This window comes from Specibacter sp. NPDC057265 (genome assembly GCF_042668835.1).
Taxonomy (GTDB): Bacteria; Actinomycetota; Actinomycetes; order Actinomycetales; family Micrococcaceae; genus Specibacter.
Genome location: NZ_JBHUYE010000010.1, coordinates 24922 through 51164, shown reverse-complemented (window position 1 = coordinate 51164; position 26243 = coordinate 24922). Strand labels below are relative to the sequence as shown.

The 26243-nt window shown below is 64.0% G+C and carries 21 protein-coding genes and 1 tRNA gene; 6 read left to right on the top strand and 16 right to left on the bottom strand.

All coding sequences use genetic code 11. The features are described 5' to 3' along the window. Positions 1 to 11: 11 nt before the first annotated feature. The gene (locus ACFUCV_RS09180; RefSeq protein WP_380814824.1) at positions 12 to 536 is read left to right on the top strand and encodes a SixA phosphatase family protein; all 525 of its coding nucleotides are present in this window, start codon (positions 12 to 14) and stop codon (positions 534 to 536) included. A 54-nt stretch (positions 537 to 590) separates the two neighbouring features. Here the strand turns inward: ACFUCV_RS09180 and ACFUCV_RS09175 are convergent, their stop codons facing one another. From ACFUCV_RS09175 to ACFUCV_RS09135, 9 genes are all read right to left on the bottom strand, one after another. Beyond that, positions 591 to 2627, bottom strand: a complete 2037-nt coding sequence (locus tag ACFUCV_RS09175; protein ID WP_380814822.1) for a YhgE/Pip family protein — start codon at positions 2625 to 2627, stop codon at positions 591 to 593. After that, complete coding sequence (locus ACFUCV_RS09170; protein ID WP_380814820.1) at positions 2624 to 3583, bottom strand: ABC transporter ATP-binding protein; 960 nt, start codon at positions 3581 to 3583, stop codon at positions 2624 to 2626. The genes ACFUCV_RS09175 and ACFUCV_RS09170 overlap by 4 nt, the downstream gene beginning before the upstream one ends. A gap of 128 nt (positions 3584 to 3711) precedes the next feature. Further along, complete coding sequence (locus tag ACFUCV_RS09165) at positions 3712 to 4398, bottom strand: N-acetylmannosamine-6-phosphate 2-epimerase (protein WP_380814818.1); 687 nt, start codon at positions 4396 to 4398, stop codon at positions 3712 to 3714. Positions 4399 to 4428: 30 nt separating this feature from the next. Beyond that, positions 4429 to 5361 (bottom strand): ROK family protein, encoded by a 933-nt coding sequence (locus tag ACFUCV_RS09160; RefSeq protein ID WP_380814815.1) that lies wholly within the window; start codon positions 5359 to 5361, stop codon positions 4429 to 4431. Between the two features lie 117 nt (positions 5362 to 5478). Next, on the bottom strand, positions 5479 to 6408 hold the full coding sequence (locus ACFUCV_RS09155) for a dihydrodipicolinate synthase family protein (protein WP_380814812.1): 930 nt from the start codon (positions 6406 to 6408) through the stop codon (positions 5479 to 5481). 35 nt (positions 6409 to 6443) lie between these two features. Then, positions 6444 to 7262 (bottom strand): ATP-binding cassette domain-containing protein, encoded by an 819-nt coding sequence (locus ACFUCV_RS09150; RefSeq protein ID WP_380814808.1) that lies wholly within the window; start codon positions 7260 to 7262, stop codon positions 6444 to 6446. Beyond that, positions 7259 to 9298 (bottom strand): dipeptide/oligopeptide/nickel ABC transporter permease/ATP-binding protein, encoded by a 2040-nt coding sequence (locus tag ACFUCV_RS09145; protein ID WP_380814805.1) that lies wholly within the window; start codon positions 9296 to 9298, stop codon positions 7259 to 7261. The genes ACFUCV_RS09150 and ACFUCV_RS09145 overlap by 4 nt, the downstream gene beginning before the upstream one ends. Positions 9299 to 9301: 3 nt before the next feature. After that, entirely contained in the window at positions 9302 to 10258 is a 957-nt protein-coding gene (locus ACFUCV_RS09140) for an ABC transporter permease (RefSeq protein WP_380814802.1), read from the bottom strand. Between the two features lie 137 nt (positions 10259 to 10395). Further along, a complete protein-coding gene (locus ACFUCV_RS09135; RefSeq protein WP_380814801.1) occupies positions 10396 to 12018 on the bottom strand; it encodes an ABC transporter substrate-binding protein in 1623 nt (540 codons plus the stop codon). A 373-nt stretch (positions 12019 to 12391) separates the two neighbouring features. Here ACFUCV_RS09135 and ACFUCV_RS09130 point away from each other — a divergent pair, with 373 nt between their 5' ends. Next, positions 12392 to 13123: a FadR/GntR family transcriptional regulator gene (locus ACFUCV_RS09130; RefSeq protein ID WP_380814799.1), complete on the top strand. Its 732-nt coding sequence runs from the start codon at positions 12392 to 12394 to the stop codon at positions 13121 to 13123. 332 nt (positions 13124 to 13455) lie between these two features. Here ACFUCV_RS09130 and ACFUCV_RS09125 read toward each other — a convergent pair. Continuing rightward, positions 13456 to 13531: transfer RNA gene (locus ACFUCV_RS09125), tRNA-Arg, on the bottom strand. A 264-nt stretch (positions 13532 to 13795) separates the two neighbouring features. Here ACFUCV_RS09125 and ACFUCV_RS09120 point away from each other — a divergent pair. After that, complete coding sequence (locus ACFUCV_RS09120; protein WP_380814797.1) at positions 13796 to 15640, top strand: phosphoenolpyruvate carboxykinase (GTP); 1845 nt, start codon at positions 13796 to 13798, stop codon at positions 15638 to 15640. Between the two features lie 42 nt (positions 15641 to 15682). On the opposite strand, the gene ACFUCV_RS09115 is transcribed toward ACFUCV_RS09120, so the two are convergent. The 4 genes from ACFUCV_RS09115 to ACFUCV_RS09100 all read right to left on the bottom strand — a co-directional run bounded on the left by ACFUCV_RS09115 (position 15683) and on the right by ACFUCV_RS09100 (position 19347). Beyond that, positions 15683 to 16855 (bottom strand): globin domain-containing protein, encoded by a 1173-nt coding sequence (locus ACFUCV_RS09115; protein WP_380814795.1) that lies wholly within the window; start codon positions 16853 to 16855, stop codon positions 15683 to 15685. Positions 16856 to 16966: 111 nt separating this feature from the next. Further along, positions 16967 to 17416 (bottom strand): RrF2 family transcriptional regulator, encoded by a 450-nt coding sequence (locus ACFUCV_RS09110; protein ID WP_380814793.1) that lies wholly within the window; start codon positions 17414 to 17416, stop codon positions 16967 to 16969. Between the two features lie 3 nt (positions 17417 to 17419). Beyond that, complete coding sequence (locus ACFUCV_RS09105; protein WP_380814791.1) at positions 17420 to 17905, bottom strand: hypothetical protein; 486 nt, start codon at positions 17903 to 17905, stop codon at positions 17420 to 17422. A 23-nt stretch (positions 17906 to 17928) separates the two neighbouring features. Continuing rightward, a complete protein-coding gene (locus tag ACFUCV_RS09100) occupies positions 17929 to 19347 on the bottom strand; it encodes a phosphomannomutase/phosphoglucomutase (RefSeq protein WP_380814789.1) in 1419 nt (472 codons plus the stop codon). A gap of 102 nt (positions 19348 to 19449) precedes the next feature. Here ACFUCV_RS09100 and ACFUCV_RS09095 point away from each other — a divergent pair, with 102 nt between their 5' ends. Further along, entirely contained in the window at positions 19450 to 21597 is a 2148-nt protein-coding gene (locus ACFUCV_RS09095; RefSeq protein ID WP_380814955.1) for a RecQ family ATP-dependent DNA helicase, read from the top strand. Between the two features lie 53 nt (positions 21598 to 21650). Here the strand turns inward: ACFUCV_RS09095 and ACFUCV_RS09090 are convergent, their stop codons facing one another. Further along, the gene (locus ACFUCV_RS09090) at positions 21651 to 22409 is read right to left on the bottom strand and encodes an SDR family NAD(P)-dependent oxidoreductase (protein ID WP_380814787.1); all 759 of its coding nucleotides are present in this window, start codon (positions 22407 to 22409) and stop codon (positions 21651 to 21653) included. Then, complete coding sequence (locus tag ACFUCV_RS09085; protein WP_380814785.1) at positions 22406 to 23293, bottom strand: fumarylacetoacetate hydrolase family protein; 888 nt, start codon at positions 23291 to 23293, stop codon at positions 22406 to 22408. Before ACFUCV_RS09085 ends, ACFUCV_RS09090 begins: the two co-directional genes overlap by 4 nt. A gap of 205 nt (positions 23294 to 23498) precedes the next feature. Here ACFUCV_RS09085 and ACFUCV_RS09080 point away from each other — a divergent pair, with 205 nt between their 5' ends. After that, on the top strand, positions 23499 to 24887 hold the full coding sequence (locus ACFUCV_RS09080; protein WP_380814784.1) for an enolase C-terminal domain-like protein: 1389 nt from the start codon (positions 23499 to 23501) through the stop codon (positions 24885 to 24887). Positions 24888 to 24890: 3 nt separating this feature from the next. Beyond that, positions 24891 to 26243, top strand: coding sequence for an alpha-L-fucosidase (locus ACFUCV_RS09075; protein ID WP_380814782.1), 1353 nt, complete (start codon positions 24891 to 24893; stop codon positions 26241 to 26243).

Below are 26243 nucleotides of genomic sequence, written 5' to 3'. Positions count from 1 at the left end.
AAACTGGGGGAATGAGTGAACACCACATAAAGCGGCTGGTCCTGATGCGCCACGCCAAGGCCGCGTTCCCCCTGGGCGTGGAAGACCACGACAGGCCGTTGGCCCAACGCGGCCACAATGAGGCGCCGCTGGCCGGGAAGTGGCTCATGGACAACGCGGTGGTGCCGGACTTTATCCTGTGCTCCTCGGCCCTGCGCACCCGGCAGACGTGCACCTGGGTGTGCCAGCAATTGGGGGACAAGGCGCCCACGCCCAAGCTGGAGTCGGGGCTGTATGCCGCCGGCGCAAGCGCCATGCTTGCTGTCATCAACCATGTGCCGGAGACGGTGAACACCCTGTTGCTCATCAGCCACATGCCGGGGATCCAGGAGCTGGCGCTGCGCCTGGCCGCCCGTGACTCGGACCAGCATGCCTATATGGATCTGGCTTCAGGATTTTCCACCAGCGCCTTTGCCGTACTCGAACATGACGGGGCGTGGGCCACCCTGGACGGGCAGGATGCGGTGTTGAAAGACTTTGTGGTGCCACGGCCCTGAACTCCTCAGGTGGCGGCCGCATGAACGGCCGCCGCCAAGGGGCCTGAAGCCGGCCTAGACTTCGATTTCCGGCATGAGCGCCTTCAGCGTCCAGGTCTTTTTCCTGGCAACTGCCGCCCAGGCCAGCAGCAGGCCCAGCACAATATAGCCCAGCATGCCCCACACCACCGGTACCAAGGGGGCAAGCTCGGCCCCGTAGATCAGGTGCCGCATGCCTTCCACCACGTGTCCCATGGGCAGGATCTGGTGCATGATGTGCAGCGGTTCCGGGGTGGTCTGCCAGGGGAATGTTCCACCTGAGGACACCAGCTGGAGCACCAGCAAAATGAGCACCACGAACTTTCCCGGAGTGCCCAGCAACGCCACCAGACCCTGGATCAACGCGCTGAAGGCCAGGGAGGCCAGGAACAGCAGGCCCAGCGTGAGCCAGGGATGGCTGGGTTCCAAGCCGAGCCCAAAATGCACCACGGAATACAGCAACAGGGCCTGAACGACGGAGACGGTGGCCACCGGAATCCAACCGCCCAGGGCAATCTTCCAGGAAGGGGCATTGGATGCCAAGGCCCGCACCGTCAGCGGCCGCATGGCCTGCATGAGCATGAACGCGCCAATCCACAGGGCCAGCACCAAAAAGAAGGGGGCGAGGCCTGCGCCGTAATTGCCCGCCTGTGCCTGCGAAACTGAATCGACGCGGATCGGATCGGCAATCACGCCCGCCGCGTTTTGCTTGTCCTTGTCATTGGGGTCCGGAACCGAGCCGGCTCCGCTGCGCAGCTGTTCGGAGAGTTCACCGGCACCAGTTGACAATTTGCCCGTGCCCGCACTTAAATCGGCCGCGCCGGTGTCAAGCTTCGTGGCCCCGGCGGCCAGTTGGTTCGCACCGTCGAGCGCGGAATTCTGACCATCGGCCAGGGTGGCAGCACCCGTTGACAGTTCCGCGGCGCCGGTGTGCGCCTGGACAATGGCCGAGCCCAGTGCAGGAGTTGCCTGCGCAAGTTTTGCGGCGCCGCTGGACACAGCAGCGGACCCGGAAGCCAGCTTTTGAATATCCGCGGCATCGGCGGCCAGCTGGTTCTTCAACTCGGCAACTGCCGGGCTGGTCACGGCCGTTGCCAAGGAGGCGCGGATTTGATCAACCTGGTCTTTGCTGAGAATTCCGTCGGCCGCCAGCTGGTCAAGACGCCCGCTGATGGCGTCGGCGGCTGCACTGTCGAGCTTGTCGGCGGTGCCTATGGCTCCTTGGACCTTGGTGTTCAAGGTGGCATTGCCGGCTGCCACGGCCGCGGCGCCATCAGCCAGGGACTTGCTGTCCGCTGGAAGCGTGGCCGTTTGCGTCTCCAACTGGCCCAAACCCTTCTCCAGCGCGGCCGCACCGGCTTGGAGCTGCCTGGTGCCCGTCAAAAGTTGGGTCTGGCCCGCGGTCAGATCGGTGGCGCCGGTGAGCAGTTCGCCGGTTCCGGCTTTCAGGGAACCGGCCCCCTTGTCCACTTCCACGGCACCGTCGCTGAGCTTCTGGGCGCCGTCGGCGGCCTTGACCAGCTGGGCATGGATGGTGCCATAGCCGGTCAAGAGCGAGTTGGCGGTCCGTTCGCCCACCTGCTGCGACACCGACTCATGGACCTGGGTGGCCACCTTGTCCACAATGGAGGTCAACAAATAGTTGTTGGCATCATTGGTGGTCACGCTCATGATGGCCTGCGTGGCCGAATCAAAATTTTCCGGAGAGGCCAGATTGGCTGAAAAGTCCTGGGGGATGACCAGCGCGAAGGCAAAGTCACCATTTTTGACGCCCTCGTTGGCTTCCTCTTCGCTGTCAACGCGCTGCCAGTCGAACTTGTGCCCGTCCACCAGGGTGTCGGCCACATCAGTGCCCACCTGCAGCGTGGTGCCGTCCTTGGTCACGGCTCCGGCATCGTTGACCACCACCGCCGCTTCCAACTGGTCCAGGTTGCCATAGGGATCCCAGTTGGCATACAGATACACGGCTCCGTACAGCAAAGGCACCATGACCATCGCCACAATGGTGAGCTTTGGCAGAATGCCGCCCGTCATACGTTTGAGCTCGGACAGGGCGAGCCGGAAAACTGTCATTGGATTTCCTTGGAGTTGGTCTGGGTCACTGCAATTTCCGCTGGGGCTGTGGGCCCGGGAGGGGGCGCTTCGGCGCTTTCCTCGACCTCCGTGTCCACGGCGGGCGCCTCGACGGCGGTCGGAACCTCTTCGACGCCGGCCGGAACCTCTTCGGCGGGCGCCTCGACGGCGGCCGGCTCCGGAGCCTCTTCCACCGCGGGCAAGGCCTCCGTGGCGGGCTGTTCGACGCCGGCGGGGGCCTCGGCAGGCTGTTCGACGCCGGCCGGAACCGCTTCGGGGGCGGGTTCTTCGGCGGCGGGGGTGCCCATGTCATTTCCCAAAAAGCTGGTGGTGCCGTCCCAATCCGGGGGGAGCTGCCCCACCAGAGCAATGACCAGGATTGTCCGTGGCGGGTTTCCGGAGAGCGGCTCCACCCCAAGTTCTCCGGCCGCCGCCTGTTGCAGCAGTGGCAGCCACGCCGCGGGATTGGACGTGTGCCTGTCCGGTGAATCGACCACCAGAAGCTCAACGTCATGGTTGGCCAGGGCCAGTTCCAATTGCAGATGAAGCAGCCGCTGGGGCTCCAGTTCCTCCACCCATTTGTCCAGAATGTCGCGGAACCCGTTTTTAACCAACCATTCGGTGGGGCGGGTGCGGTCACGGAACTTGAACGGGACCAGGGCAAGGTCTTCGGAGGTAAGGGAGCGGACCGTGAGGTGCCGTTCCGGAGCATTGACGCCCGGGGCGTCCACCAGCGCGCTGCGGCGTCGCAGCGATGCCATGGAACCGTCGTGGCCCAAGGCCACGGATCCCGAGGAAGGCTTCATGCGGCCAGACAACGCCAAGGCCGCAGCGGTCCGGCTTTCCTGACCGTCGGCCTGTACCAGCAGGACTTCGGCGCGCCGTGATTCGAGCGTCGTGGCTGGCACCAGGGTGTGCCGTCGGCCGTCAATATGCAGCGCGTTGGTGGTGAGCATGGAGCGCTCCTTCAATTGGGGGTGAGCTGGAACAAAATATCAGATCCATCCGCCCTAGGAAGAAAAAGTTGTGGAGCATCACGTGCAACCGCTTGGGCCGCGGTGCCCGGATGCTCCACAGACGGCGCTTAGGCGTCGAGTGCGGCCTTGAACCAGCTGGTGATGGTGGACGGGTGCGTAATGGCCGTGCCAACCACCACGGCAAAGGCACCGGCGTCGAGGGCCGCACGGGCCTGGGCGGGGGAGTGGATGCGACCCTCGGCGATGAGCGGCCTGCCCAGCCCGGCGGCCACAATGTCCGCCAGCAGCTCCAGGTCCGGACCTTCGGTCTTGGGCCGCTCCCCGGTATAGCCGGCCAAGGTGGTGCCAATGAGGTCCGCGCCGGCCTCGGCAGCGGCAATGGCGTCCGCCAGGGAGCCGCAGTCGGCCATGACCAACGAGTTGGATTCGGCATGGATGCCGGCAATGGTCTGGGCCAGGGTCAACCCGTCGGGGCGGGGACGGCGGGTGCCGTCAATGGCCACAATGTCAGCACCTGCACTGGCACAGGACAGGGCGTGGTGCAGCGTGGGGGTGATGAAGACGCCGTCGTGCCCGTCCTTCCACAAACCAATGATGGGCACCTCCACTGCCGCCCGGGCAAACTGGATGTCCGCTATGCCCTGCACCCGGATGGCGGCGGCACCGCCGGTCACGGCCGAGGCGGCGATCTGGGCCATGGTCCTGGGATCGCGCATGGGCTCACCCGGGTACGCCTGGGCGGACACCACCAGCTGTCCCTGCAGGCTGTCGAGATTGGTCAATTTCAACGTCACTGTGACTCCTAATTCAAAGCAAAAAGTAAACTACGGGGCAAAAACAAGGGAAGCTGCGCCCACAATGGCGGCGGCGCTGCCCAGGGAAGCACGTGTCAGGGGCACCTGCGCCAGCGGCGCCAGCAGCTCCGCGCGCATGGCACGTTCCATGGCATCCCACCACAGCCCGCCGGCATCGGCAAGACCACCGGAAATCACCACCACCGCGGGATCCAAAATGTTCACCAAGCCACCCACGGCCTGGCCGGCTGCGGCGGCAGCGGTGGCAATGACGGAAAGCGCCAGATCGTCCCCGGCCCGGGCGGAGGCAAACACGGCCTTGGTGTCGGCCAGGGCGGTGCTGCCGCCGCCGCGCTGATAGGCCGCGTGGATGGCCGGACCGGAAGCAATGGCCTCGACGTGCCCAGCATGGCCGCAGGAACACGGCAGGGGCGCTCCCCGGTGGACGGCCAGCGGCGAGGCGAAATGCCCCACGTGTCCGCCCACAAAACGGTGGCCCAGCAACGGGTGCCCGTCCACCACAAAGCTGCCGCCAACGCCCGTGCCAAAGGCCACCATCAGGGCTGTCCCGGCACCGGCGCCGGCACCGTGCAGGGCCTCGCCGAGCGCATGGGCGTGCACATCATTGACCACCGCCGCCGGAAGTCCCAACCGTTCGGCAAGGCCCGCCGCGATCCGGGTCCCGGTCCAGCCCAGGATGGCGTCCGTGGCGGATATCACTGTGCCCTCGGCAGCGTTGATGACGCCGGCGGAGCCGACACCCACCGCCTGCACGGCGATGCCTTCGGCGGCGGCCGCGGCAATGAGGGAGCGCACCAGGGCGGCTGTGGCATCGAGGATGGCCTCGCCGCCGTCGCGGTTGCGGGTGGGGATTTGGTCCGTCACCACCACGGAACCGTCGGAAGCGACCACTCCGGCCGCCGTCTTGGTGCCGCCGAGGTCCACGCCCACTACATACCGCATAAAAAGGAGTCCTTCACAAAAATATTCATCTCAGGCAAAAATGAGTGCTCCCCCACCCTGCACCTGGGCCGGCGCCCGCGAGGGGCCGGGGGTGCATGGTGGGGGAGCAGGTGGGGACTAGATCAGGCCCGTGCGCTCAAGGATGACCTTGATGGCGGCGGTTTCGTCCTCGTCCAAAGCCAGCATGGGGGCGCTCATGACGTTGGTCTTGATGACACCCATCAACACCAGGGCGGTCTTGAAGGCGCCCAGGCCTGCGGCGTTGCCGGAGACACGGCCGGGCTTGGGGGTATAGACAATGTTGAAGACCTCGGCAATGCGGTCCTGCTCGGCGGCCACGCCGGCCCAGTCACCTGCCACGGAGAGGTCGTACATGCGGCGGTAGGCCTTGGGGTCAACGTTGCCCAGGCCCGGGACAATGCCCTGCGCGCCGCCCAGCAGGGCGCCGTCAACAACCACTTCATGGCCGGTGAAGATGTCGAAGTTCGGGATGTCCTTGGCACCAATGAGCAGCTGACGGAAGGAGACGTCGTCGCCGGAGGAGTCCTTGACGCCGGCAATGACGCCCTCGCGGCCCAGCTCAAGGAGCAGCCCGGTGGGCATCTTGAAGTGGGTGCGGACCGGAACGTCGTAGACGAACAACGGCACATCCACTGCCGAGGAGATGGTGCGGAAGTGGCGGCCGGTCTCCTCGGCATTGCTGATGGCGTAGTACTGGCTGGTGGCGACGATGGCGTCTGCACCCAGGGACACCATGCGGCGTGCCTCTTCAACAACACGGTTGGTGGTCTGCTCCACGGCACCCACCAGCAGGGGGACCTGGCCGGCATTGACGCCGGCAATGGTCTTCATGACGGTGTCGCGCTCATCATTGGTCTGGTGCGTGACCTCGCCGGAGGAGCCATTGACGAACAAGCCTGTGACGCCGCCGTCAAGCAGGTGGCGGGTGAGGTTCTCCAAGGAGGGAACATCAATGGCACCTTCGGCGGTGCGGGGGGTGCATACGGGAGGGATGACACCCTGGAAACGGGTAGCGACGGTAGTCACGGTATTACTCCAAAATATTGGTGATGTGTAAAAACTTAGATGTGAAGCAGGGACGGCGCAGCGCCCAAGAGCTTCTTGGTGTAGTCATTGCTGGGGTTGTCAAAGATCTGCTCCGCGGAGCCCTCTTCCACAATTTTTCCGTAGTACATGACTGCAATGCGGTCGGAGACGTAGCGGACCGTCTGGATGTCATGGCTGATGAAAACCATGCCCAGGTTCAGTTCCTTCTTCAAATCCGAAAGCAAATTCAGCACCTGGGCCCGGACGGAGACGTCCAATGCGCTGGTGGGTTCGTCAGCCACAATGATGTCCGGGCCCAGCGCCAGCGCACGGGCAATGGCCACACGCTGGCGTTGGCCGCCGGAAACCTGCGACGGCGTGACCTCGGCCGCCGACTGCGGCAGCCCCACCAGCGAGAGCAGCTCACGCACCTTCGCCAGGCGCGAGGCATTGTTGCCAATGCCGTGAACGGCCAGCGGATCAATCAGGATGTCCTGAATGGTCATGCGCGGGTTCAAGGCGGTGGAGGGGTCCTGGAACACCACTGACACGGCACGGCCGAACTCCCTGCGCACGGCTGCGCTGCGCTTGATGGCGGGTTTGCCGTGGAAAAGCACCTGCCCCGAGGTGGGTGTCTGCAGGCCCACCAACACCGAGGCGAGGGTGGACTTGCCGCACCCGGATTCGCCCACGATCCCCACGGTCTCCCCGCGGCTGATGGTGAAGTCAACGCCGTTGACGGCCTTGACGTAGCTGGGCTTGAACAGCCCGCCGGAACGGGTGCGGTGATGGACGTGCAGGTCTTTGAGTTCAATGACCGGCACATTGGCGGCCGGAGCCGGCTGCTTGCTCATGAGGCACCTTCCGTTTCTGCCCCGGCGGTGGCCGCCGCGGCATCTTCGAGTTTGTGGCTTGCCCAGAAATGGTCGGTGGTGACCCCATCACGGGTGATGGGCACGAAGGCCAGCTTCTGGTGCGGATCAGCGTCGGGACGCTGGGAACGGCCCGCGAACCTGTCACCGGTGGCGAACTCACGCGGTGAGGGAACCGTGCCGGGGATTTGGTGCAGCCGGACGGCGTCGGACTCGATGGAGAGCACGGCGCCCAACAGGCCACGGGTGTATTCGTGGGTGGGGTGTGCCAACAGTTCCGAAGCCTGTGCCGACTCCACCACCTGGCCGGCGTACATGACAGTGATCTTGTGGGCCAGGGAGGCCACCAGGGCAAGGTCGTGGCTGACGAAGACCATGGCGAAGCCCAGCTGTTCGCGCAGTTCGTTCAGCAGGTCAACAACCTGCTTTTGAACCGTGACGTCCAAGGCGGTGGTGGGCTCGTCGGCCACCACGATCTTGGGGGAGCGGGAGAGCGCCATGGCAATCAACACACGCTGACGCTGGCCGCCGGAAAGCTCGTGCGGGTAGCTCTTGAGCGTGCGCTGCGGATCCAGCTTCACCATTTCCAGCAGCTCGGCAGGGGTCTTGCGGCCGCCGCGGCGGGTCAGCTGCAACATTTGGTCCTTGATCAGCATGGACGGATTGAGCGAGCTCAGCGCATCCTGGTAGACCATGGCAATTTGTTCGCCGCGCAGGCCTTCGTAGGCCTTCACATCACTGTGCTTGGTGGCGGGGTTCAGCAGTTCCCTGCCGTCGAAGGTGATGGAGCCGGTGACCTCCGCGGTCTTGGGCAGCAGGCCCATGATGGCCAGGGAGGTGATGGATTTGCCACATCCGGACTCGCCCACCAGGCCCATGGTTTCGCCTTCACGGACGGTGAAGGAAACATTGTCCACAATGGCCGTGCGGTCGTAGCGTCCGGGGAAGCGGATGGAGAGGTTCTTCACCTCCAGGATCACGCGGGCCCCGGGACCCACCTGGGGCAGGCGGTCGGCGCGGCTGATCTCCACGGCCTGGAGCCGCAGCAGTTCCGCATCCAGGGCGGCAAAGGGGTCCTCAATCACGGCCCGCGCCGCAGCATCGGCCTTGGCGAGCTCAAGAGCGGCAGCTGCCGAGCCGTCGTCGTCCTTTACCGGCGCGGCCTTCTTGATGCGCGGGTTGACCATGGCGTCGGTGAGGCCCTCGGCCAGGATGTTCAGCGAGAGCACGGTGAGCAGGATCACCAAACCGGCAAAGGTGGTGGCCCACCAGCCGCCGGAAAGCACCAGGTTGCGGCCGTAGGAGATGACGTTGCCCCAGCTGGGGTCAGGATCCTGGATGCCGGCGCCCAAAAAGGACAGGGAGGCTTCCAGGATGATGGCATCGGCCACCATAACGGTGGCGAACACGAGCACGGGGGCTGCCGTGTTGCGGACAATGTGCCTGAGCATGATGTGCAGCCGGCCGGCACCAATGACCTGTTCGGCGCGGACGTAGTCCTCACCGTACTGCGAGAGGACATTGGCGCGCACCACGCGGGCAAGCTGCGGGGTGTAGATGATGGCGATGGCCAGGATGATGGTGGGAACCGAGTTGCCAAAGGCCGTCAGCAGCACCGCTGCCAGGGCAATGCCGGGGAAGGCCATCAAGATGTCCATGATGCGCATGATGAATTCATTGACGGCCTTGGAGGACGTCGCAGCCAATGCGCCCAGGGTGGCCCCCAGCACAATGGCCAGGGCAACGGCGCCCAGACCAATCATCAGCGATGCCTGTGCACCGTACATCAGGCGGGAGAGGATGTCACGGCCAATCCTGTCGGTGCCAAACCAGTGGGTGCCATTGGGCGCGGTGGCGGGATCACCGGTCTCCAAGGGGTCGTGCGGGGCAATCAAGGGCGCCAAAATGGCCACGATTGCAATGAAGACAAGGAACGCAAGGGAAAGCTTGGAACCAAGTGTCAGGGCCTTGAAGCGCAGGCCGGGAGCGCTGAGCCGTTCGGCAAGTTTGCTACGCATGACTTAGACCGTCCTGATTCGGGGATTGATGAGCAGGTAAAGCAGGTCAACCAGGATGTTCACCAGCACGAAGGTCACGGCGATGACCAGCACAACGCCCTGGACCAGGTTGGTGTCAACGTTGGTGATGCCGTTGAGGATCTGCTGTCCCATGCCGGGCAGGGAGAAGATCATTTCAATCACGACGGCGCCACCGAGCAGATAGCCAATGCGCAGGCCCAGCACCGTCACCGGGGTGACAAGGGCGTTGCGCAGCACGTTCTTGGACACCACCGTGGTGTACGGGACGCCGTTGCCAATGGCTGTGCGGACGTAGTCGCGGTCCAGTTCCTCCACCATGGAGGTGCGGACCACGCGGATCAGCGACGCTGAAACGGGGATGGCGAGTGCCAGCGCCGGCAGGGCCATTGATTGCAGCCACGCTGTGAAGCCGCCGCTGGGATTGGCCAGGCCGCCCGAGGGGAACACTGAGTTATCACCCAGGGCGAACCACTGGATGAGCAGGATGCCGAGCCAAAAGGACGGGGTGGCAATGGCTGCCACGGAGAACACGCGGATGGCCTGGTCAACCCAGGAATCGCGGTACAGGGCGGCCAATACGCCGAACAGCAGGGAAATGACCACGGCGATGACCACGCCCAAAAATGTCAGCTGCAAGGTCACCGGGAAGGCGCTGGCAATGACTTCAGTGATGGGTTTTGCCGGGGGCAGCGTGCTGCCAAAATCGCCCGTGATGAGGCGGCCAAGGTACTGGAAATATTGAATGATGAGCGGATCATTCAAGCCGTTGACCTCGCGGTACTGTGCCAGGGCCTCCTGCGAGGCGCCTTCACCCAGGGCTGCGACGGCACGGTCGCCGGGAGCGAACTGCAGAACTACGTAGACGAGCAGGGTGACACCCAAAATCATCAAAGGTAGTGCTGCGAGCCGGCGTCCCAGCAGTCGCAAAAAGTTTGCCAATTTACTTTACTCCGGTTCTATTTTGCTGCACCCCAGCCGGGACTGTGTGCTGCGTCATAGGAAAGATGGTTTCAGGCCAGAGGGGCCATGGCCAGGTTCGGCCACAGCCCCTCTGGTCTGTGTTGAAACAAGTGGATCTATGCCGTCCGGCCAACCCCGATGAAGGAGATGCCGGTGGTGGGCAGCGGCTGGAAATCGCTGAGGACCTTCGCGTCCCAGGCGCTGGGGAGCTTGCGGTGGAAGAGCGGGTACAGCACTGCTTCTTCAGCGATGATGTCGATGATTTCGCTGTAGAGCTTCTTGGCGTCGTCATCGGTGGCCGCCAGGGCGGCATCGAGCTTGGTTTGAACTTCCTTGTACTCCGGGAATCCGTTCCAGGCGAAACGGTTCTTGGCCCAGGTGTCGCCGCGGAAGAACCAGCTCAGCAGAATGTCCGCGTCGTTGCCGAACACGGAGGGATCGCCGGGGGCTGCGACGACGTCGTAGTTCAGGCCGCCAACCTTCTCGGGGGCGTAGACGGCGGCGGAAGCCAGGGGCTCCAGCGTGGTCTCCACGCCAACGGCATCCCAGTTTTTCTTGATCAGCGGGATGACATCCTTGACCCAGGCGGTGTCCGTGCTGGTCAACGTCAGCTTGAGGTCCGAAACTCCGGCATCGGACAACATGGACTTGGCCTTGTCGGCGTCGAAACCGTAAACGGTGGAAGCCTTCTGGTAGTTGGGGCTGCCCTCCTGGAAGTAGGAGGTTGCCGCCGTCGCGTTGCCCAGCAGGGCGGTCTTGATGATGGCTTCCTTGTCCAGGGCGTAGTGCAGAGCCTGGCGGACTTCCTTCTTGTCGAAGGGGGCCTTGGTCAAGTTGAACATGAGGAACATCAGGCCGAAGGACTGGACGGACTCCACCTCAACCTTGGACTTGAGGGCATCAACGTCCAGGTAGGGCACATCCTCGATGGCCTGAACGCGGCCTGACTGCATGGCCGTCACGCGGGCCGAAGCATCCGAGAGCAGGAACCAGGTCATGTCCTTGGCCAGGGCGGGCTTCGGGCCGTTGTACTCGTCGTGGCGGGCAAAGACGATCTTGTCGTCCTTGGCGGCGGAAACGAACTTGTACGGACCGGTGCCGACCGGCTTGGCATCGAAGGCCTTCTGGTCCGCTGCGGCAATGGCCTTGGGAACAATCTTGACCACTGAAATGCGGGGCCCGAAGCCGGCGAAGGCGGTCTTGAGTTTGAACTCGACAGTCTTCTCATCAACGGCCTTGACGGAGTCGAGGAAGAAGATGAACTGGGCGAACAAGGCCTTGTTGGCCGGATCGAGGACGCGCTCGAAGGAGTACACAACGTCTTCGGTGGTGACGGGGGTGCCGTCGTGGAACATGGCACCGTCGCGGATGGTGACCCGGTAGGTGAGGTCGTCCACCATTTTGGGGTCTTCGGCGGCGAGGGCGTTGTAGGGCTCACGCGTTGCCGGGTGAAGTTCCACCAGGCCTTCAAAGATGTGCAGGTTTGCTGCCATCGGGGTTGCGCCCGAGGAGCTCATGGGGTCAAAGCCGGTGGAGAGGGAGTAGGAGATGCCCGCTTCAATGGACAGGTCCTTGTTCACGGTGCCGGTGGAACCGCCCTGGGTGGCGGTCTCCGGGGACGAACCGCATGCGGCGAGGGTAGCGGTGAAAGCAGTAGCTGCACCAAGGACACCAGCGGCCTTGAGGAAAGTGCGCCGCGATGCGGGGGTCGCAGGCAGGTTCTGAAGAGTATTGCTCATTCTTGTGACTCACCATTCATGTATTAGTTATCGGATGTAGGACGTCCGATGCTTATGTGAAAACTGTAATTGCCATCACAGCTCCAGGTCAAGTGAAATTTTGATCTCGTTTTGGTCTCATTTACCCCGTGTTTCCTGGGCGTTTCCTGAGGGCCATCGACCGCCGCCTGCAGAGGGAAGGCGGGCTGCCCAGTAGGCAAGTGGTCGGACATCCGATATTGTATGTTGTAGCTCACGTCACTTTTCCCGTGCCGTAAAGTGATCTGACCGGGTCGGGACCTTATCTGCATAGTTTAGCGAGGCCGCGGGCCTCCCGGACCGATCTAATGATTTATTTGCGGCTGAGTTATGGCATGTTTATTGAGGAGTTCTGGTGTCAATCCCCACGGTGGTTCCCCGGGCGCGCTTTAGCGCCCAAGTACGGCTTCGAGCGCTGCAGGCAGACATCATGGAGCTGATCCTGGAACGGGATTTGGCCGCCGGCGATCCCATGCCCACCGAGAGCGAACTGTGCGAGGTGCTGGGGGTGGGGCGAAACACCTTGCGTGAATCGCTGAAGGTGCTGCAGGCGCTGGGTGTCATTGAGATCCGGCACGGCTTCGGCATGTTTGTGGCCCCGAGCAATTTTGATGCTTTGGCTGACGGCCTGACTTTCCGCGGCCGGTTGTCCCTGCGCCACGAGGGGTTGGAGGCGCTGCAGCTGGTGGACATTCGCCAGGCCTTGGAGTCCGGGCTCATTGGCGGGTGCATCAATGTGGTCACGGAGGAGCATTTGGCCCGCATCGAAGCCGCCGTGGTGAAAATGGAGGAACTGGCTGCCCGAGGTGAATCATTCTCCGAAGCCGACGCCGAATTCCACCGCCTGCTCTTTGAGCCCCTGGGCAATGACCTGCTGATGAACTTGATGAGCGTGTTTTGGAAGGTTTATCGCAAGATCCACGTGGAAATTGGCACCGAGGCCGATGACCTGATGGCCACGGCATTACAGCACCGGGACATTTACCTTGCGGTTGCAGCAAAGGATGGCGCCACGGCGTCGGAACTGCTGAACCGCCACTTCGACGGCATTCGCGCCAAGATCCAACAGTTCGTGGAAGTCAACTAACGGCTGCACGCCGAGGCTGCCTTCCGGCGCGGCGGTCCGGCTCTGCCGCGCCATTTTGCTTCCGGCAAGGTGGCGGGGCGGGGGAACCGGGCATCCGGGTGCAACTTTGACTCCCTGGGCGGGGGGCTCCGGCGATGTTGCGGGCCCACCTGCGAACAAGCGCACCCACCTGCGAACACCGGCCGCCGGAGGGCGGTTGCGGCTGGCGGTGCCCCCGTTTTTGCGGCGGGCAGGCGGGCCGGGCTGCGCCGGACCGGCACGTTCCCTGGCGGCAGTCTTAGTGGCCCGGGCGCATAACAAAAAGCGGCCCACCGAAGTGGACCGCTTTTCCTTGGTGCGCGCGAAGGGATTCGAACCCCCAACCTTCTGATCCGTAGTCAGATGCTCTATCCGTTGAGCTACGCACGCATTATTTACTTGGTGTTTCTTTGTTGACCCTCGGGCCGTGAATAACTCTAACCTGACTTGGCCTGCAGGTACAAATCGAAGGCACGGTGTCCTCACTTACTATACCGGTATAGGTGATCCGCATCACACTTATCATGCATATCAAGTTCACTGGGCCCCGGAAACGCGCGGTGGCGGCCATTTGGGGTGGCCGAAGGTCCTACATCCCATCGCCGGTGGCCGCACGGAGGCCCCCATAGCATTTAGTCATCACCTACCCACCCAATGAAGGGAAATCCAATGGGCAACGCCGCAGCGCAGCAATCCGTGGAGCAGGCCATGACAACCCATGAAGGCCTCGCCGCATGGGTGGATGGGGTGGCTGCCCTGACCCTGCCGCACAACATCCACTGGGTGGATGGATCGGCACAGGAATATGCCAGGCTCACGGATCAGCTGGTGGACGAGGGCACCTTCACCCGGCTGAACCCGGAACTGTTTCCCAATTCCTTTGCCGCCTTCTCAGACCCGGTCGACGTGGCCCGGGTGGAGGACCGCACCTTCATTTGCTCAGAGAATGAACGTGACGCCGGCTTCACCAACAACTGGATGGACCCGGTTGCCATGAAGGAAATCCTCAACGAAAAATTTGCCGGCAGCATGCGTGGCCGCACCATGTACGTCATTCCCTTCGTAATGGGCCCGCTGGATGCAAAGGACCCCAAGTTTGGCGTGGAAATCACCGATTCCGCCTACGTGGTGGCCTCCATGCGCATCATGGCAAACATTGGCAAGGAAGTGCTGGCCCAGTTGGAGGCAAGCAAGGCCTTCTTCGTGCCGGCACTGCACTCCGTTGGCGCCCCGCTGGAAGCCGGCCAGAAGGACGTGGCCTGGCCCTGCAATCCGGAGAAATGGATTGTGCATTTTCCGGAGGAACGCTCCATCTTTTCCTTTGGTTCCGGGTACGGCGGCAACGCCCTGCTGGGCAAGAAGTGCTTTGCGCTGCGCATTGCCTCCGTGATGGCCCGCGATGAGGGCTGGCTGGCGGAGCACATGCTGATATTGAAGCTCACCAGTCCCGAACGCAAGAGCTACCACGTGGCCGCGGCGTTCCCCTCGGCGTGCGGGAAGACCAACCTGGCGCTGCTGCAGCCCACCATTCCCGGCTGGACCACCGAGACCCTCGGCGATGACATCAACTGGATGCGCTTTGGCAAGGAGGGGGAGCTGCGCGCGGTCAACCCGGAGGCGGGCCTCTTTGGCGTCGCCCCGGGAACCGGCTGGTCCACCAACCCCAACGCCATGGCTGCCATAGTCAAGGGAAACTCCATTTTCACCAACGTTGCGCTCACTGACGACGGCGGCGTCTGGTGGGAGGGCATGACCGACGAGGTCCCGGCCCACCTGACGGATTGGCAGGGACAGGACTGGACCCCCGGCTCCGGGCGCCCGGCAGCGCACCCCAACTCACGTTTCTGCACGCCCATTGACCAGGTGGACATGCTGTCACAGGACTACTACAGCCCCGATGGCGTGGAAATCAATGCCATCCTGTTTGGCGGCCGCCGCAAGACCACCGTGCCGCTGATCACCGAGGCGCGGGACTGGACCCACGGCATCTTCATGGGTTCCACGCTCTCTTCGGAAACCACCGCGGCGGCCACCGGGGCCGTCGGCGTGGTGCGCCGCGATCCCATGGCCATGCTGCCCTTCATGGGCTACGACGCCGGTGACTACCTCAAGCACTGGATTGAGCTTTCCGGCGCCGCCAATGCGGAGCGCCTGCCCAAGATCTTCCTGGTCAACTGGTTCCGCCGCACCTCCGCGGGTGGATTCGCCTGGCCGGGCTTTGGCGAGAACAGCCGCGTGCTCAAATGGGTGGTGGAACGCATTGAAGGAACCGCCACCGCCGTGGAAACGCCCATCGGTTTTGTTCCGGAAGCCGGGTCCTTGGACCTGACCGGCCTGGACGTCTCCATGGCCGACATTGAGGATGCGTTGAAGGTGGTGCCCCAGGAGTGGGCGGCGGAGCTGGAAGGCATTGAGCAGTGGTACGCCCGCTTCGGTGATTCCCTGCCCGGGGAGCTGGCCGCGGAGCTGGAAGACCTCAAGGCCCGCTTCGCCGCTTAGCGGTTGCCGCGCCCGCCGGTGGGGTGGGCGCGGCAGGTGCAACTATGCGGCTGCGCCGGCGAGCCAGAAGTCGGAACCAAAGACCTCGTAGTGGATCTTTGTGGCGGGGACGCCGGCATCAATGGCCTGGTTGCGGATGGCCTTCATGAAGGGCAGCGGACCGCAGAGGAACACTGTGGAGTCCGCCGGCAGATCGACGCCTGCCAGGGACATGAAACCCTTGTGGTGGCCTTCGCTGGGCTCCTCGAACCAGAGCTGCAGCTTGGCGCCCGGGATGGCTTCGACATCCAAGGTCATTTGCTCGCGCAGGGCCCATGCCTCAAGGTTCCGCTCCGCATGAAGGACCAGGACTTCGCGGTCGGTGCCGCTGGTGGCCAGTGAACGCAGTGCCGACGCCGAGGGGGTGCAGCCAATGCCGGCGGTGGCAAACACCACCGGGCCTTCGCCGTCGAGGGTCACATCCCCATAGGGATTGGACAGTTCGACGACGTCGCCCACCGCAACGTCGCGGTGCAGCACGGGTGAAACCTCCCCGCCGTCATCGCGCTTGGTGGTGAAGACCCGGCGGGTGGTTGATTCCACGTCGGCGGACAGCGAGTACTGGCGGCACTGGAGGAGCCCGTCCGGCAGGGCCACCCGGACGGAGACGAACTGGCCGGGGCGGGCAGTTGTCACCGGGGTGGCATCGGCCGGTTCAAGGACGAAGGTGACGGCGTCGGTGCCTGCGCGGTTCTTTTCAACCACGGTCCAGGGCATCCACATCTTGTCATTGGCCTGCCGGCTGTACAGGCCCTTTTCAATCTTGATCAAGGCATCGGCCATGAGCCAGTAGACCTCGGTCCAGGCCTGCGCAATGTCTGCCGTAATGACATCGGCCAGCTCTTCGGCGATGGCCTCAAAAAGGTACTTGTAAACAATCTGGTATTGGTCTTCAGTGATGCCCAGGGCCGTGTGCTTGTGGGCAATCCGGCTGAGCATGGTCTCGGGAACCAGATCGGGGTCCGCGATCAGCGCCGAGGCGAAGACGGCAATTGATCCGGCCAGGGCCTTTTGCTGCACGCCGTTGTTTTGGTTGGCACGGCTGAAGAGGCCATTGAGCAGTTCGGGGCGTGCGGTGAGCATGCGGCTGTAGAAATTGGGGGCGATGGCATCAAGGCGTGAGCCTACCAGGGGAAGTGTGGCGGCAATGAGGGGACGCGATTTTTCCGACAGCATGGTGTTGGCTCCTTGGGTTTGGATCTAAAGACAAGCCCAAAGTAGCATTTTCCATGCAACTTTAAAGTCCCAATTTCTACGTGTCGTAGAAATATGTTGGATTTGCGCGGATCAGACCGGGCGGGATGTGCTCAAAGTCACGGGGATCGGGCCCGCCTGGGCCGGTGCGGCCAGGCTGCCGAGCTGGACCCCGTCCAGGGATTGGTAAAAGGCCTCGCGGGCGTGGTTCAACACCCCGCGCAGTCCGCAGCTGTGCGCCAGGGGGCAGCCGCCCATTCCGCCTTCGCACCCTGCGGCGTCCTGATGGCCCTCAAGCACGCGCAGCACCTGGCCCACCGTGGCGGTTCTGCCGGCAGGGGTGATGCGCACGCCGCCACTGCGGCCGCGCAGGGCCTCCACCAGCTCCATTTGGCGCAGCTTGAGCACCGCCTTGCTGACGTGGTTGTACGGCGTGCCCACCAGCTCCGCCAGTTCCCGCGTGGTGTGCAGTTGATGCGGTGGAGCGGAGGTGAGGACCATGAGCAGGCGCAGGCTCACGTCCGCAAAACTGTTGATGCGCATGGCTTAGGTCCAGATGGCCCGTTCTCCAGCTTCCAGGAAGGGCTCGCTGAATTCCCAGCCCCCATCCCCCTGGCGGTAGGGCTGCACCGCGGAAACACCCACACCGGTGGCGTGTTCGGCCATGACGTGAACGGCGTCGGTGGCGTCTTCGGGCAGGTGGATGTCACAGACCACGGCCGCTGCCCTGTTGTCGGCGCGCTGGCTGGTGAGCGCGGCAAACAAATCCGCAATCATTTGGTCCGCATCCAGTTCCTCCTCCTCCCCGCCCTCCACGGTGTTCGGGGCAACTGCCACCAGGCTCAGTTCGCCGGCATTGCTGAGCACCACTGCCAGGGGCATGAAGGCGCCGTGCTCGCTAAGTTGATCCCCGGCCAAGCCCAGGGCCGTGCCCAAAAGCTTGTTGAGGTCATCCTGGACCAGCTGGTCCTGGGTGGATTGTGCGGGCTGCTCCGGGGCGGCGCCGTCTGTTTCAGGTATGTGTTGTGCCACGGTGTTCCTGCCTTGGGTGGGTATTACTGGCGGACGATCTCGAGGACGGCATCGCGCACATCGGCCATGGTCACGGCGTCAACGGCTTCGGCGTTCAGGCGCAGGAACGGCTCGGTGTTGGAGGCGCGCAGGTTGAACCACCATTGGCCGTCCTTGGACGTGAAGGTGATGCCGTCAAGTTCATCCACTTCCACATCCTCGCGGGTGTAGGCTGCCCGCACGCGCGCCACGGCTGCCGGGACATCGGCGAGTTGGGAATTGATTTCACCACTGGAGACGTAGGGCTCGTACTCGCGGCCCAGATCCGAGAGGCTTCCTTCCTGCTCGCCCAGGGCCGCCAGCACGTGCATCGCTGCCAGCATTCCGGTGTCTGCGTTGAAGAAGTCCCGGAAGTAGTAGTGCGCGGAGTGCTCCCCGCCAAAGACCGCGCCTTCCTCGGCCATGGTGGCCTTGATGAAGGAGTGGCCCACGCGGGTGCGCACGGCCCGGCCGCCGTCGTGGTTGATCAATTCCGGCACTGCGCGGGAGGTGATCAGGTTGTGGATGATGGTGGGGTGTTCCTCGCCGAGGGCCTTGGCCCGGGCAATTTCACGCCGGGCCACCAGGGCCGTGACGGCGGAGGGGGAGACCGGCTCGCCCTTTTCGTCAATGACAAAGCAGCGGTCGGCATCGCCGTCAAACGCCAGGCCAATGTCCGCACCATGCTTGACCACTGCGGCCTTGAGGTCCACCAGGTTCGCCGGTTCCAGCGGGTTGGCCGGGTGGTTGGGGAAGGTGCCGTCCAGTTCAAAGTACAACGGCACAATCTCAAACGGCAGGCCCGGCAGCAGTGCCGATCCCAGCACCGCCGGGGTGGTCATGCCGGCCATGCCGTTGCCGGCGTCGACCACGATCTTCAGCGGCCGGGAACCGGAAAGGTCCACCAGCTTGCGCAGGTATTCGGAGTAGTCCTTCAGCACATCCGCTTCGCCAATGGTGCCGGGGACCTCTGCGGCCGCGGGCAGTCCGCCGTCCAAAAAGCGTTGGGCCAGATCGCGGATGTCCGCCAGGCCGGTCTCCAGTGACAGCGGCACGGCGCCGGCCTTGGTCATTTTCATGCCGTTGTACTGTGCCGGATTGTGGCTGGCCGTGAACACCACGCCGGCGGCATTGAGCACGCCGGAGGCAAAGTACAGCTCATCGGTGGAAATCAGGCCCAGCAGTGTGACATTGGCACCGCGGGAGGCGGCGCCGTCGGCAAAGGCCTGTGCGAACTCGGGGGAGGAGGGGCGCATGTCCCCGCCCACCAGCACACGTTGGCCGGCCAGCTCCAGGACATCCACAAATGCGGCTGCAACGGCGCGCACGGAATCGGCTGTGATGGACTGACCCACGATCCCGCGGACATCGTAGGCCTTGAAGGAGCTGGACAAATCAAGCTGGGAGTTATTTGCAATAGTCACCCCCTCATCCTAGCGCCGGGGCCCACAACGGGGCGCTTGTCCACACTTTGTGTAGCGGGCAGGAAAATGTCGGCACCCGCTGGGATACTGGAAACCATGACGATGCAACAGGTTCCCGCCGCCGGCACACCCTCCGCGCAGACCCGTGCGCAGGCACTCGGGGTGCTGCGGGCCCTGGTGGGCCGCGATGACGCCGATTTCCATGAGGGCCAGTATGAGGCCATTGAGGCCCTGGTCGACGGCGGCCGCCGTGTCTTGGTGGTGCAGCGCACGGGCTGGGGCAAGTCGGCCGTGTACTTCGTGGCTTCCCTGCTGCTGCGGGCGCGCGGTGCCGGACCCACGCTCATTGTGTCCCCGCTGCTGGCACTCATGCGCGACCAGGTGGCGGCCGCCGAGCGGGCAGGAGTGCGGGCCGTGGCCATCAACTCCGCCAATGCCACCGAGTGGGGGCAGGTGACGGCGGCCCTGGAAGCCGATGAAGTGGACGTTTTGCTGGTTTCACCGGAACGGCTGACCAATCCCTCCTTCCGGGAGAACCAGTTGCCGGCGCTGGTGCAGCGCACCGGCCTGCTGGTGGTGGATGAGGCGCACTGCATTTCCGACTGGGGCCATGACTTCCGCCCCGACTACCGCCGCATTGCCGATCTGATCGCCCGGCTGCCTGCCAGTGTCCCGGTCCTGGCCACCACGGCCACGGCCAACTCGCGGGTGGTTGCCGACATTGAGGAACAGCTGGGCGTGGGCGTGTTCACCATTCGCGGTCCGCTGGCCCGGAAGTCGTTGCGGCTGGGCGTGCTGCGGCTGGCCGATTCACGGGACCGCTTGGGCTGGTTGTTGACGCATTTGACGCAGCTGCCCGGCAGCGGCATCATCTACACCCTCACCGTTTCCGCGGCCGAAGACACCGCCCGTCTGCTGGCTGAGGCGGGACACGCGGTCAAGGCCTACACGGGGCGGACCGACACCATGGAACGCGAGTCCCTGGAAGCGGCGTTGAAGAACAACGAGGTCAAGGCCCTGGTGGCCACCAGCGCCCTGGGCATGGGTTTTGACAAGCCTGATTTGGGATTCGTGGTGCATCTTGGGGCGCCGTCTTCACCGGTGGCGTACTACCAGCAGGTGGGCCGCGCCGGCCGCGGCAGCGCCAATGCAGACGTTTTGCTGCTGCCCGGGGCTGAGGATGCTGAAATTTGGAAGTACTTTGCCACCGCCTCCATGCCGGCGCAGGACAAGGCCATGGCCGTGCTCACGGCGTTGGGGGAGTCGCCAAAGCCCATGTCCACCCCCGCCTTGGAGGCCCGGGTTGATCTGCGCCGCACGCCGCTGGAGTTGTTGCTGAAGGTCCTGGCCGTGGACGGGGCCGTGCGGCGGGTGAGTGGCGGTTGGGAATCGACCGGTCAGCCGTGGAGCTATGACGAACAACGGTACCGGCGCATAGCCCAGGCGCGCGTGGCCGAACAGCAGTCCATGGTGGACTACGAGCGCCTGTCAGCTTGCCGGATGGAATACCTGGCGGCGGCCCTTGATGATGAAACCGCGGCCCCCTGCGGGCGGTGTGACAACTGTGCCGGCCGGTGGTTTGCCAGCGATGTGAGCTCCTCCGCCGCCGACACCGCCGGAGAAGCGCTGCGGCAGGCCGGGCTGCCGCTGGATCCACGGGCCCTGTGGCCTACGGGCATGGACAGGCTGGGGGTCCCCGTCAAGGGCAAACTCAAGGAGACGGAACTGACGTCCGCAGGGCGGGCCCTGGCCAGGCTGACGGATCTGGGCTGGGGCAACTCCCTGCGCGGCATGTTTGCCGCCGACGCCCCGGATGCGCCCCTCGACCCCGCCATGGCCCAGGCCGTGGTGGCGGTGCTGCGCGACTGGGGACAGTCCGGCTGGGCGGGGGCCGGGCGGCCCGTGGCGGTGGTGTCCATGCCGTCGCGGAGCAAGCCGTTGTTGCTGGCGTCGTTTGCCCAGGCCATCAGTGAAATTGGCCGCCTGCCCTACTGGGGCGAGCTGTCACTGGAGTTTGGCGGACCCACCGGTGCCCGCGGCGGCAACAGCGCCTACCGCCTGGCCGGAGTCTGGGACAGATTTGTTGTGGGTGCGCAGTTGCAGGCCGCGCTCGCCGCCGGCCCCGCGGGACCGGTGCTTTTGCTGGATGACCTGGTTGACAGCCGGTGGAGCCTCACCGTGGCCGGACGTGCCCTGCGCCTGGCCGGGGCCGAACAGGTGCTGCCGCTGGTGCTGGCCCAGGCGGGTTAAAGCGTTCCAGCGCAGCGGCCGGCGTTCCAAGGCCGGGGACGCCGGCCGCTGCGTTACTGCCCCGCCGGCCGCAGCCGCAGGGCCTGCATGCCGCCGTCGACCGCGATGGAGGTGCCGGTGGTGGAGCCCGCGCCCGGACCGGCAAGATAGGCCACCGCCGCGGCAACCTCCCCGGCCGTGACCAGGCGGCCATGCGGTTGGCGGGCATTGAGGGCTGCGCGCTCCGCAGCCGGATCCTCGGCTTGATCCAGCAGACGGCCCACCCAGGGTGTGTCGGCGGTGCCGGGATTGACACAGTTGACGCGGATGCCCTCGCGCAGATGATCGGCCGCCATTGCCTGGGTCAAGGACAGCACTGCGCCCTTGGTGGCCGAGTACAGGGCCCGGGCGGGCAGCCCGGCGGTGGCTGCAATGGAGCAGATGTTCACCACGGCCGCGCTGGAGGAGCTGCGCAGATGCGGCAGGGCCGCGCGCGAGACCCGCACCATGCCCACCACATTGATGTCCCACACGCGGGCCCACTCGGCGTCGTCATTGTCCTCCACGGTGCCAATGGCGCCAATGCCGGCATTGTTGATGACAATGTCCACCCCGCCAAAGGCCTCCACCGTGCCGGTGATGGCGGCCTTGACGGACTCGTCGTTGGAGACGTCGCAGCTGAAACCCAGCTGGCCCGCGGGGAGCTCGCCGGGGAACAGGTCCAGCACAGCCACCCTGGCGCCCAGGGACTGGAGTTTGGCGGCAATGGCCGCGCCAATGCCCGAGGCGCCGCCGGTGACCACTGCTGTGAGGTGGTTCAGTTCCTGACTCATTTTGTCCCCTTCAAAGCTGCTGTGGCACGGAAAAACTCCTGGCGCTGCCGGCCCAGGCCGGCAATTTCAAGTTCCACCACGTCGCCGTCCTGGAGATAGGGAAAACGGCCCGACAGGGCCACGCCTTCAGGTGTTCCCGTCAAAATGACATCCCCTGCCTCCAACACCATGTACTGGCTCAGGTGGTGAATGATGGTGGGAACATCGAAAATTAAATCCGCGGTGTTGGAATCCTGCCGGGGTTCGCCGTTGACCCAGCTGCGCAGCTGCAGGGCATTGGCGTCCACTTCGTCCGCCGAAACAAACCAGGGGCCCAGCGGCGTGGACTTGGGCAGCGATTTGCCTTTGGTCCACTGGCCGGCGGCACCGGGGATTTGATAGTCACGTTCGGATAGGTCGTTGGCAATAACGTAGCCGGCAATGGCGGCCTCCGCCTCTTGGACACTGGCGAGATAACTCGCCTCCCGGCCCATGACCACTCCCAGTTCCACTTCCCAGTCATATTTGCCCGCCAGCGGGGGGATGGGGGCGGGGTCGCGCGGGCCGGTGACGGTATTGCTGGGTTTGAGGAAAACCACCGGAATGGCCGGCGGCGCCGAACCGGACTCCGCGGCATGGGCGGCATAGTTCATGCCAATGCAAATGACGGCGTTTGGGCGGGCCACGGGGGAGCCAATGCGCAGCGTTTCGGCATTCTCCAACACCGGCAGCGAGTTTTCATGCAGGGCGGAGGCGAGGGCGGCCAGGCCGCCACCGGCCAAAAATGCCCCGTCAATGTCCTTTGTGACGGAGCGGGCATCGTAGCTGCGCTCCGTGCCGTTCGCATCCACGGCATACACCACGGGGATTTCCTGCCCCGGTTCACCCAGGCGTGCAATCTTCATGTAAGTTTCCCTTCGAACCGCGCGGCGACGGCACTGATCATTGACTTAATGTGGCCCTAACATCTGAACTTTAGGGCCACATTACCCAACATATGGCATTGTCTTCGCATTTTGTGCGATCTTGACACATAAAACATCCGATGTTTAGCTTGGGGCATCTTTTGCGCGCCTTGACGCGCCGAACCTCTTTACAAGGGAGCAGCCTGTGAGCACCATCATTGCCGTGGAAACCAGTGACGTCCGCTTTCCCACCTCCAGGAATCTGGATGGTTCCGACGCCATGAATCCCGATCCGGACTACTCCGCGGCTTATGTGCGCGTGGTCACAGACAGCGGCGACGGCCACGAAGGCCATGGCTTCGTGTTCACCATTGGCCGCGGCAATGATGTGGAGACGGCCGCCATCAAGGCCCTGACCCCGTATTTGCTGGGACGCAATGCCGAAGAGCTGCTGGGAAACATGGGCGCCACCTGGAAGGAACTGGCCCACGACTCCCAGCTGCGCTGGCTGGGGCCTGAAAAAGGTGTCATGCACATGGCCATTGGTGCGGTGGTGAATGCGCTGTGGGACTTGAAATCCAAGCGTGCCGGCCTGCCCCTGTGGCGGCTGCTGGCACAAATGTCTCCGGAGGAGCTCGTTGACCTGGTGGATTTCCGCTATCTCAGCGATGCCTTGACACCTGCGGAGGCCCTGGAGATCCTGCGCGCCGCGGAGCCCGGGCGGGCTGGGCGCACGGCAACGCTGCTGGCTGAAGGCTACCCCGGCTACACCACCACCCCGGGCTGGCTTGGCTATTCCGATGAGAAGCTGACCCGCCTGGCGCACGAGGCCGTGGCTGCCGGGTTCAAGCAGATCAAGCTCAAGGTGGGAGCTGATTTGGCTGACGATGTGCGCCGCCTGCGTGCTGCCCGTGCAGCCGTGGGGCCGGACATTTTAGTGGCCGTGGACGCGAACCAGCGTTGGGATGTGGAGCAGGCCATTGAATGGATGAAGCACCTGGCACCCTTTGACATTGCCTGGGTTGAAGAGCCCACCAGCCCCGATGACATTCTGGGCCATGCGGCCATTGCCCGGGGCGTGGCTCCGATTCCGGTGGCCACGGGGGAGCATGTGCAAAACCGGGTGGTGTTCAAGCAGATGCTGCAGGCCAACGCCTTGCAGGTGCTGCAAATTGATGCCGCCCGCGTGGCGGGCGTGAATGAAAATGTGGCCATCCTGCTGCTGGCGGCCAAATTTGGTGTCCGCGTCTGCCCCCACGCAGGCGGTGTTGGCCTGTGCGAGGCCGTGCAGCACCTGTCCATGTTTGACTTTGTGGCCGTGTCGGGGCTCAAGCATGACCGCATGATTGAGTTCGTGGACCACCTGCACGAGCACTTTGTGACGCCCATCGATGTCCACGACGGCTGCTACTGGCCGCCGCAGGCACCAGGCGGCGGCAGCGAAATGCACGCCGCCTCGGTGGCTGAATACACCTTCCCGCACGGCGCTTTCTGGGTAGCCGACGCCGCGGTGTCCGCCGCACGGGCCCATTCCGGCCACAGCGGCGCCCTAGTAGAAGCAGAAATTGACCCCACTGAAAAGGAGCTGGTCTAGCCCATGACGCACCAGGGAACCCCGAAACAAGTTGCGATTCCGCATGCCCCTTGGTTCACCGAGGACCGGTTGGGCATGTTTGTGCACTGGGGGTTGTACTCCTTGGCTGCCCGGCATGAATGGGTCATGAACTACGAGCAAATCGCGGTGGAGGACTACCGCAAGTATTTTGAGCATTTTGACCCGGACCTCTACGATGCGCGCGAATGGGCCGCAGCGGCCAAGAACGCTGGCATGAAGTACGTGGTGCTGACCACCAAGCACCACGACGGGTTCGTGCTGTGGGATTCGGCCCTCACGGAGTACAAGTCAACCAACACTCCGTGCGGGCAGGATTTGCTTGCCCCTTACGTACAGGCGCTGCGGGAGGCCGGTCTGAAGGTTGGTTTTTACCATTCCGTCATCGACTGGCACCATCCCGATTTTGCCATTGACGCGGTCCATTCCGAGCGTAACAACCCGGACTGGCGCGAGCTCAACAAGACCCGCACCGGCGCCTTGTATCGCGAATACCTGCACGGGCAGGTCCGCGAGCTGCTGAGTAACTACGGACAGATCGACTACCTCTTTTTTGACTTTTCCTACCCTGAAATGTCCACCGCAACGGCCGACGGCGAACCCCAGTTCCGAGGCAAGGGCGCCGATGATTGGGGTTCCGTTGAGCTGATGGCGATGATCCGGAAACTGCAGCCCGGAATCATTGTCAACGACAGGTTGGGCGTCCCCGGGGATTTTGTCACCCCGGAGCAGTACCAGCCCGCCGGGCCCATGCTCAGCGGCGGGAAGGAAGTTCCGTGGGAAGCCTGCCAGACCTTGAACGGGAGCTGGGGCTACGACCGGGACAACCTAAACTACAAGTCGTCCGACCAGCTGATTCGGATGCTCATTGACGGGGTTTCCAAGGGCGGGAACCTGCTGCTGAACGTGGGCCCCACCGCCCGAGGCAACATCGACCCCCGCGCTCACGAGGCGCTGGAGGGCATCGGTGAATGGCTGCGCCTGCACGGCCGTTCCATCTATGGTGCCGGCGCATCAGGCTTCGAAGTCCCCGCTGATGCGCGCTACACTCAGCGCGGCAGCCGCCTCTACCTGCACCTGTTCGCCTGGCCCTTCCAGTTCGTCCACCTGCCCGGCCTGGCCGGAAAGGTCCGTTACGCCCAGTTGCTAAACGACGCCTCCGAGGTTGACATGATGGTCCTGGATTCCGACCAGGTGGCGGGCCACATGACACCCGCAGGCCAGGCGCCGGGAACACTCACGCTGAAGTTGCCGGTCCAACAGCCCAACGTGAGGGTGCCCGTCGTCGAGCTCTTCCTGAACACCGCCACCAAGGAACCCACCACCGAAAGGGACTGA

Excerpts from the sequence above, each read along its gene's own strand:
- ACFUCV_RS09180 (WP_380814824.1), top strand. The coding sequence starts at position 12 with ATGAGTGAACACCACATAAAGCGGCTGGTCCTGATGCGCCACGCCAAG.
- ACFUCV_RS09175 (WP_380814822.1), bottom strand. The coding sequence starts at position 2,627 with ATGACAGTTTTCCGGCTCGCCCTGTCCGAGCTCAAACGTATGACGGGC.
- ACFUCV_RS09170 (WP_380814820.1), bottom strand. The coding sequence starts at position 3,583 with ATGCTCACCACCAACGCGCTGCATATTGACGGCCGACGGCACACCCTG.
- ACFUCV_RS09160 (WP_380814815.1), bottom strand. The coding sequence starts at position 5,361 with ATGCGGTATGTAGTGGGCGTGGACCTCGGCGGCACCAAGACGGCGGCC.
- ACFUCV_RS09150 (WP_380814808.1), bottom strand. The coding sequence starts at position 7,262 with ATGAGCAAGCAGCCGGCTCCGGCCGCCAATGTGCCGGTCATTGAACTC.
- ACFUCV_RS09145 (WP_380814805.1), bottom strand. The coding sequence starts at position 9,298 with ATGCGTAGCAAACTTGCCGAACGGCTCAGCGCTCCCGGCCTGCGCTTC.
- ACFUCV_RS09135 (WP_380814801.1), bottom strand. The coding sequence starts at position 12,018 with ATGAGCAATACTCTTCAGAACCTGCCTGCGACCCCCGCATCGCGGCGC.
- ACFUCV_RS09120 (WP_380814797.1), top strand. The coding sequence starts at position 13,796 with ATGAAGGGAAATCCAATGGGCAACGCCGCAGCGCAGCAATCCGTGGAG.
- ACFUCV_RS09115 (WP_380814795.1), bottom strand. The coding sequence starts at position 16,855 with ATGCTGTCGGAAAAATCGCGTCCCCTCATTGCCGCCACACTTCCCCTG.
- ACFUCV_RS09110 (WP_380814793.1), bottom strand. The coding sequence starts at position 17,416 with ATGCGCATCAACAGTTTTGCGGACGTGAGCCTGCGCCTGCTCATGGTC.
- ACFUCV_RS09095 (WP_380814955.1), top strand. The coding sequence starts at position 19,450 with ATGCAACAGGTTCCCGCCGCCGGCACACCCTCCGCGCAGACCCGTGCG.
- ACFUCV_RS09090 (WP_380814787.1), bottom strand. The coding sequence starts at position 22,409 with ATGAGTCAGGAACTGAACCACCTCACAGCAGTGGTCACCGGCGGCGCC.
- ACFUCV_RS09085 (WP_380814785.1), bottom strand. The coding sequence starts at position 23,293 with ATGAAGATTGCACGCCTGGGTGAACCGGGGCAGGAAATCCCCGTGGTG.
- ACFUCV_RS09075 (WP_380814782.1), top strand. The coding sequence starts at position 24,891 with ATGACGCACCAGGGAACCCCGAAACAAGTTGCGATTCCGCATGCCCCT.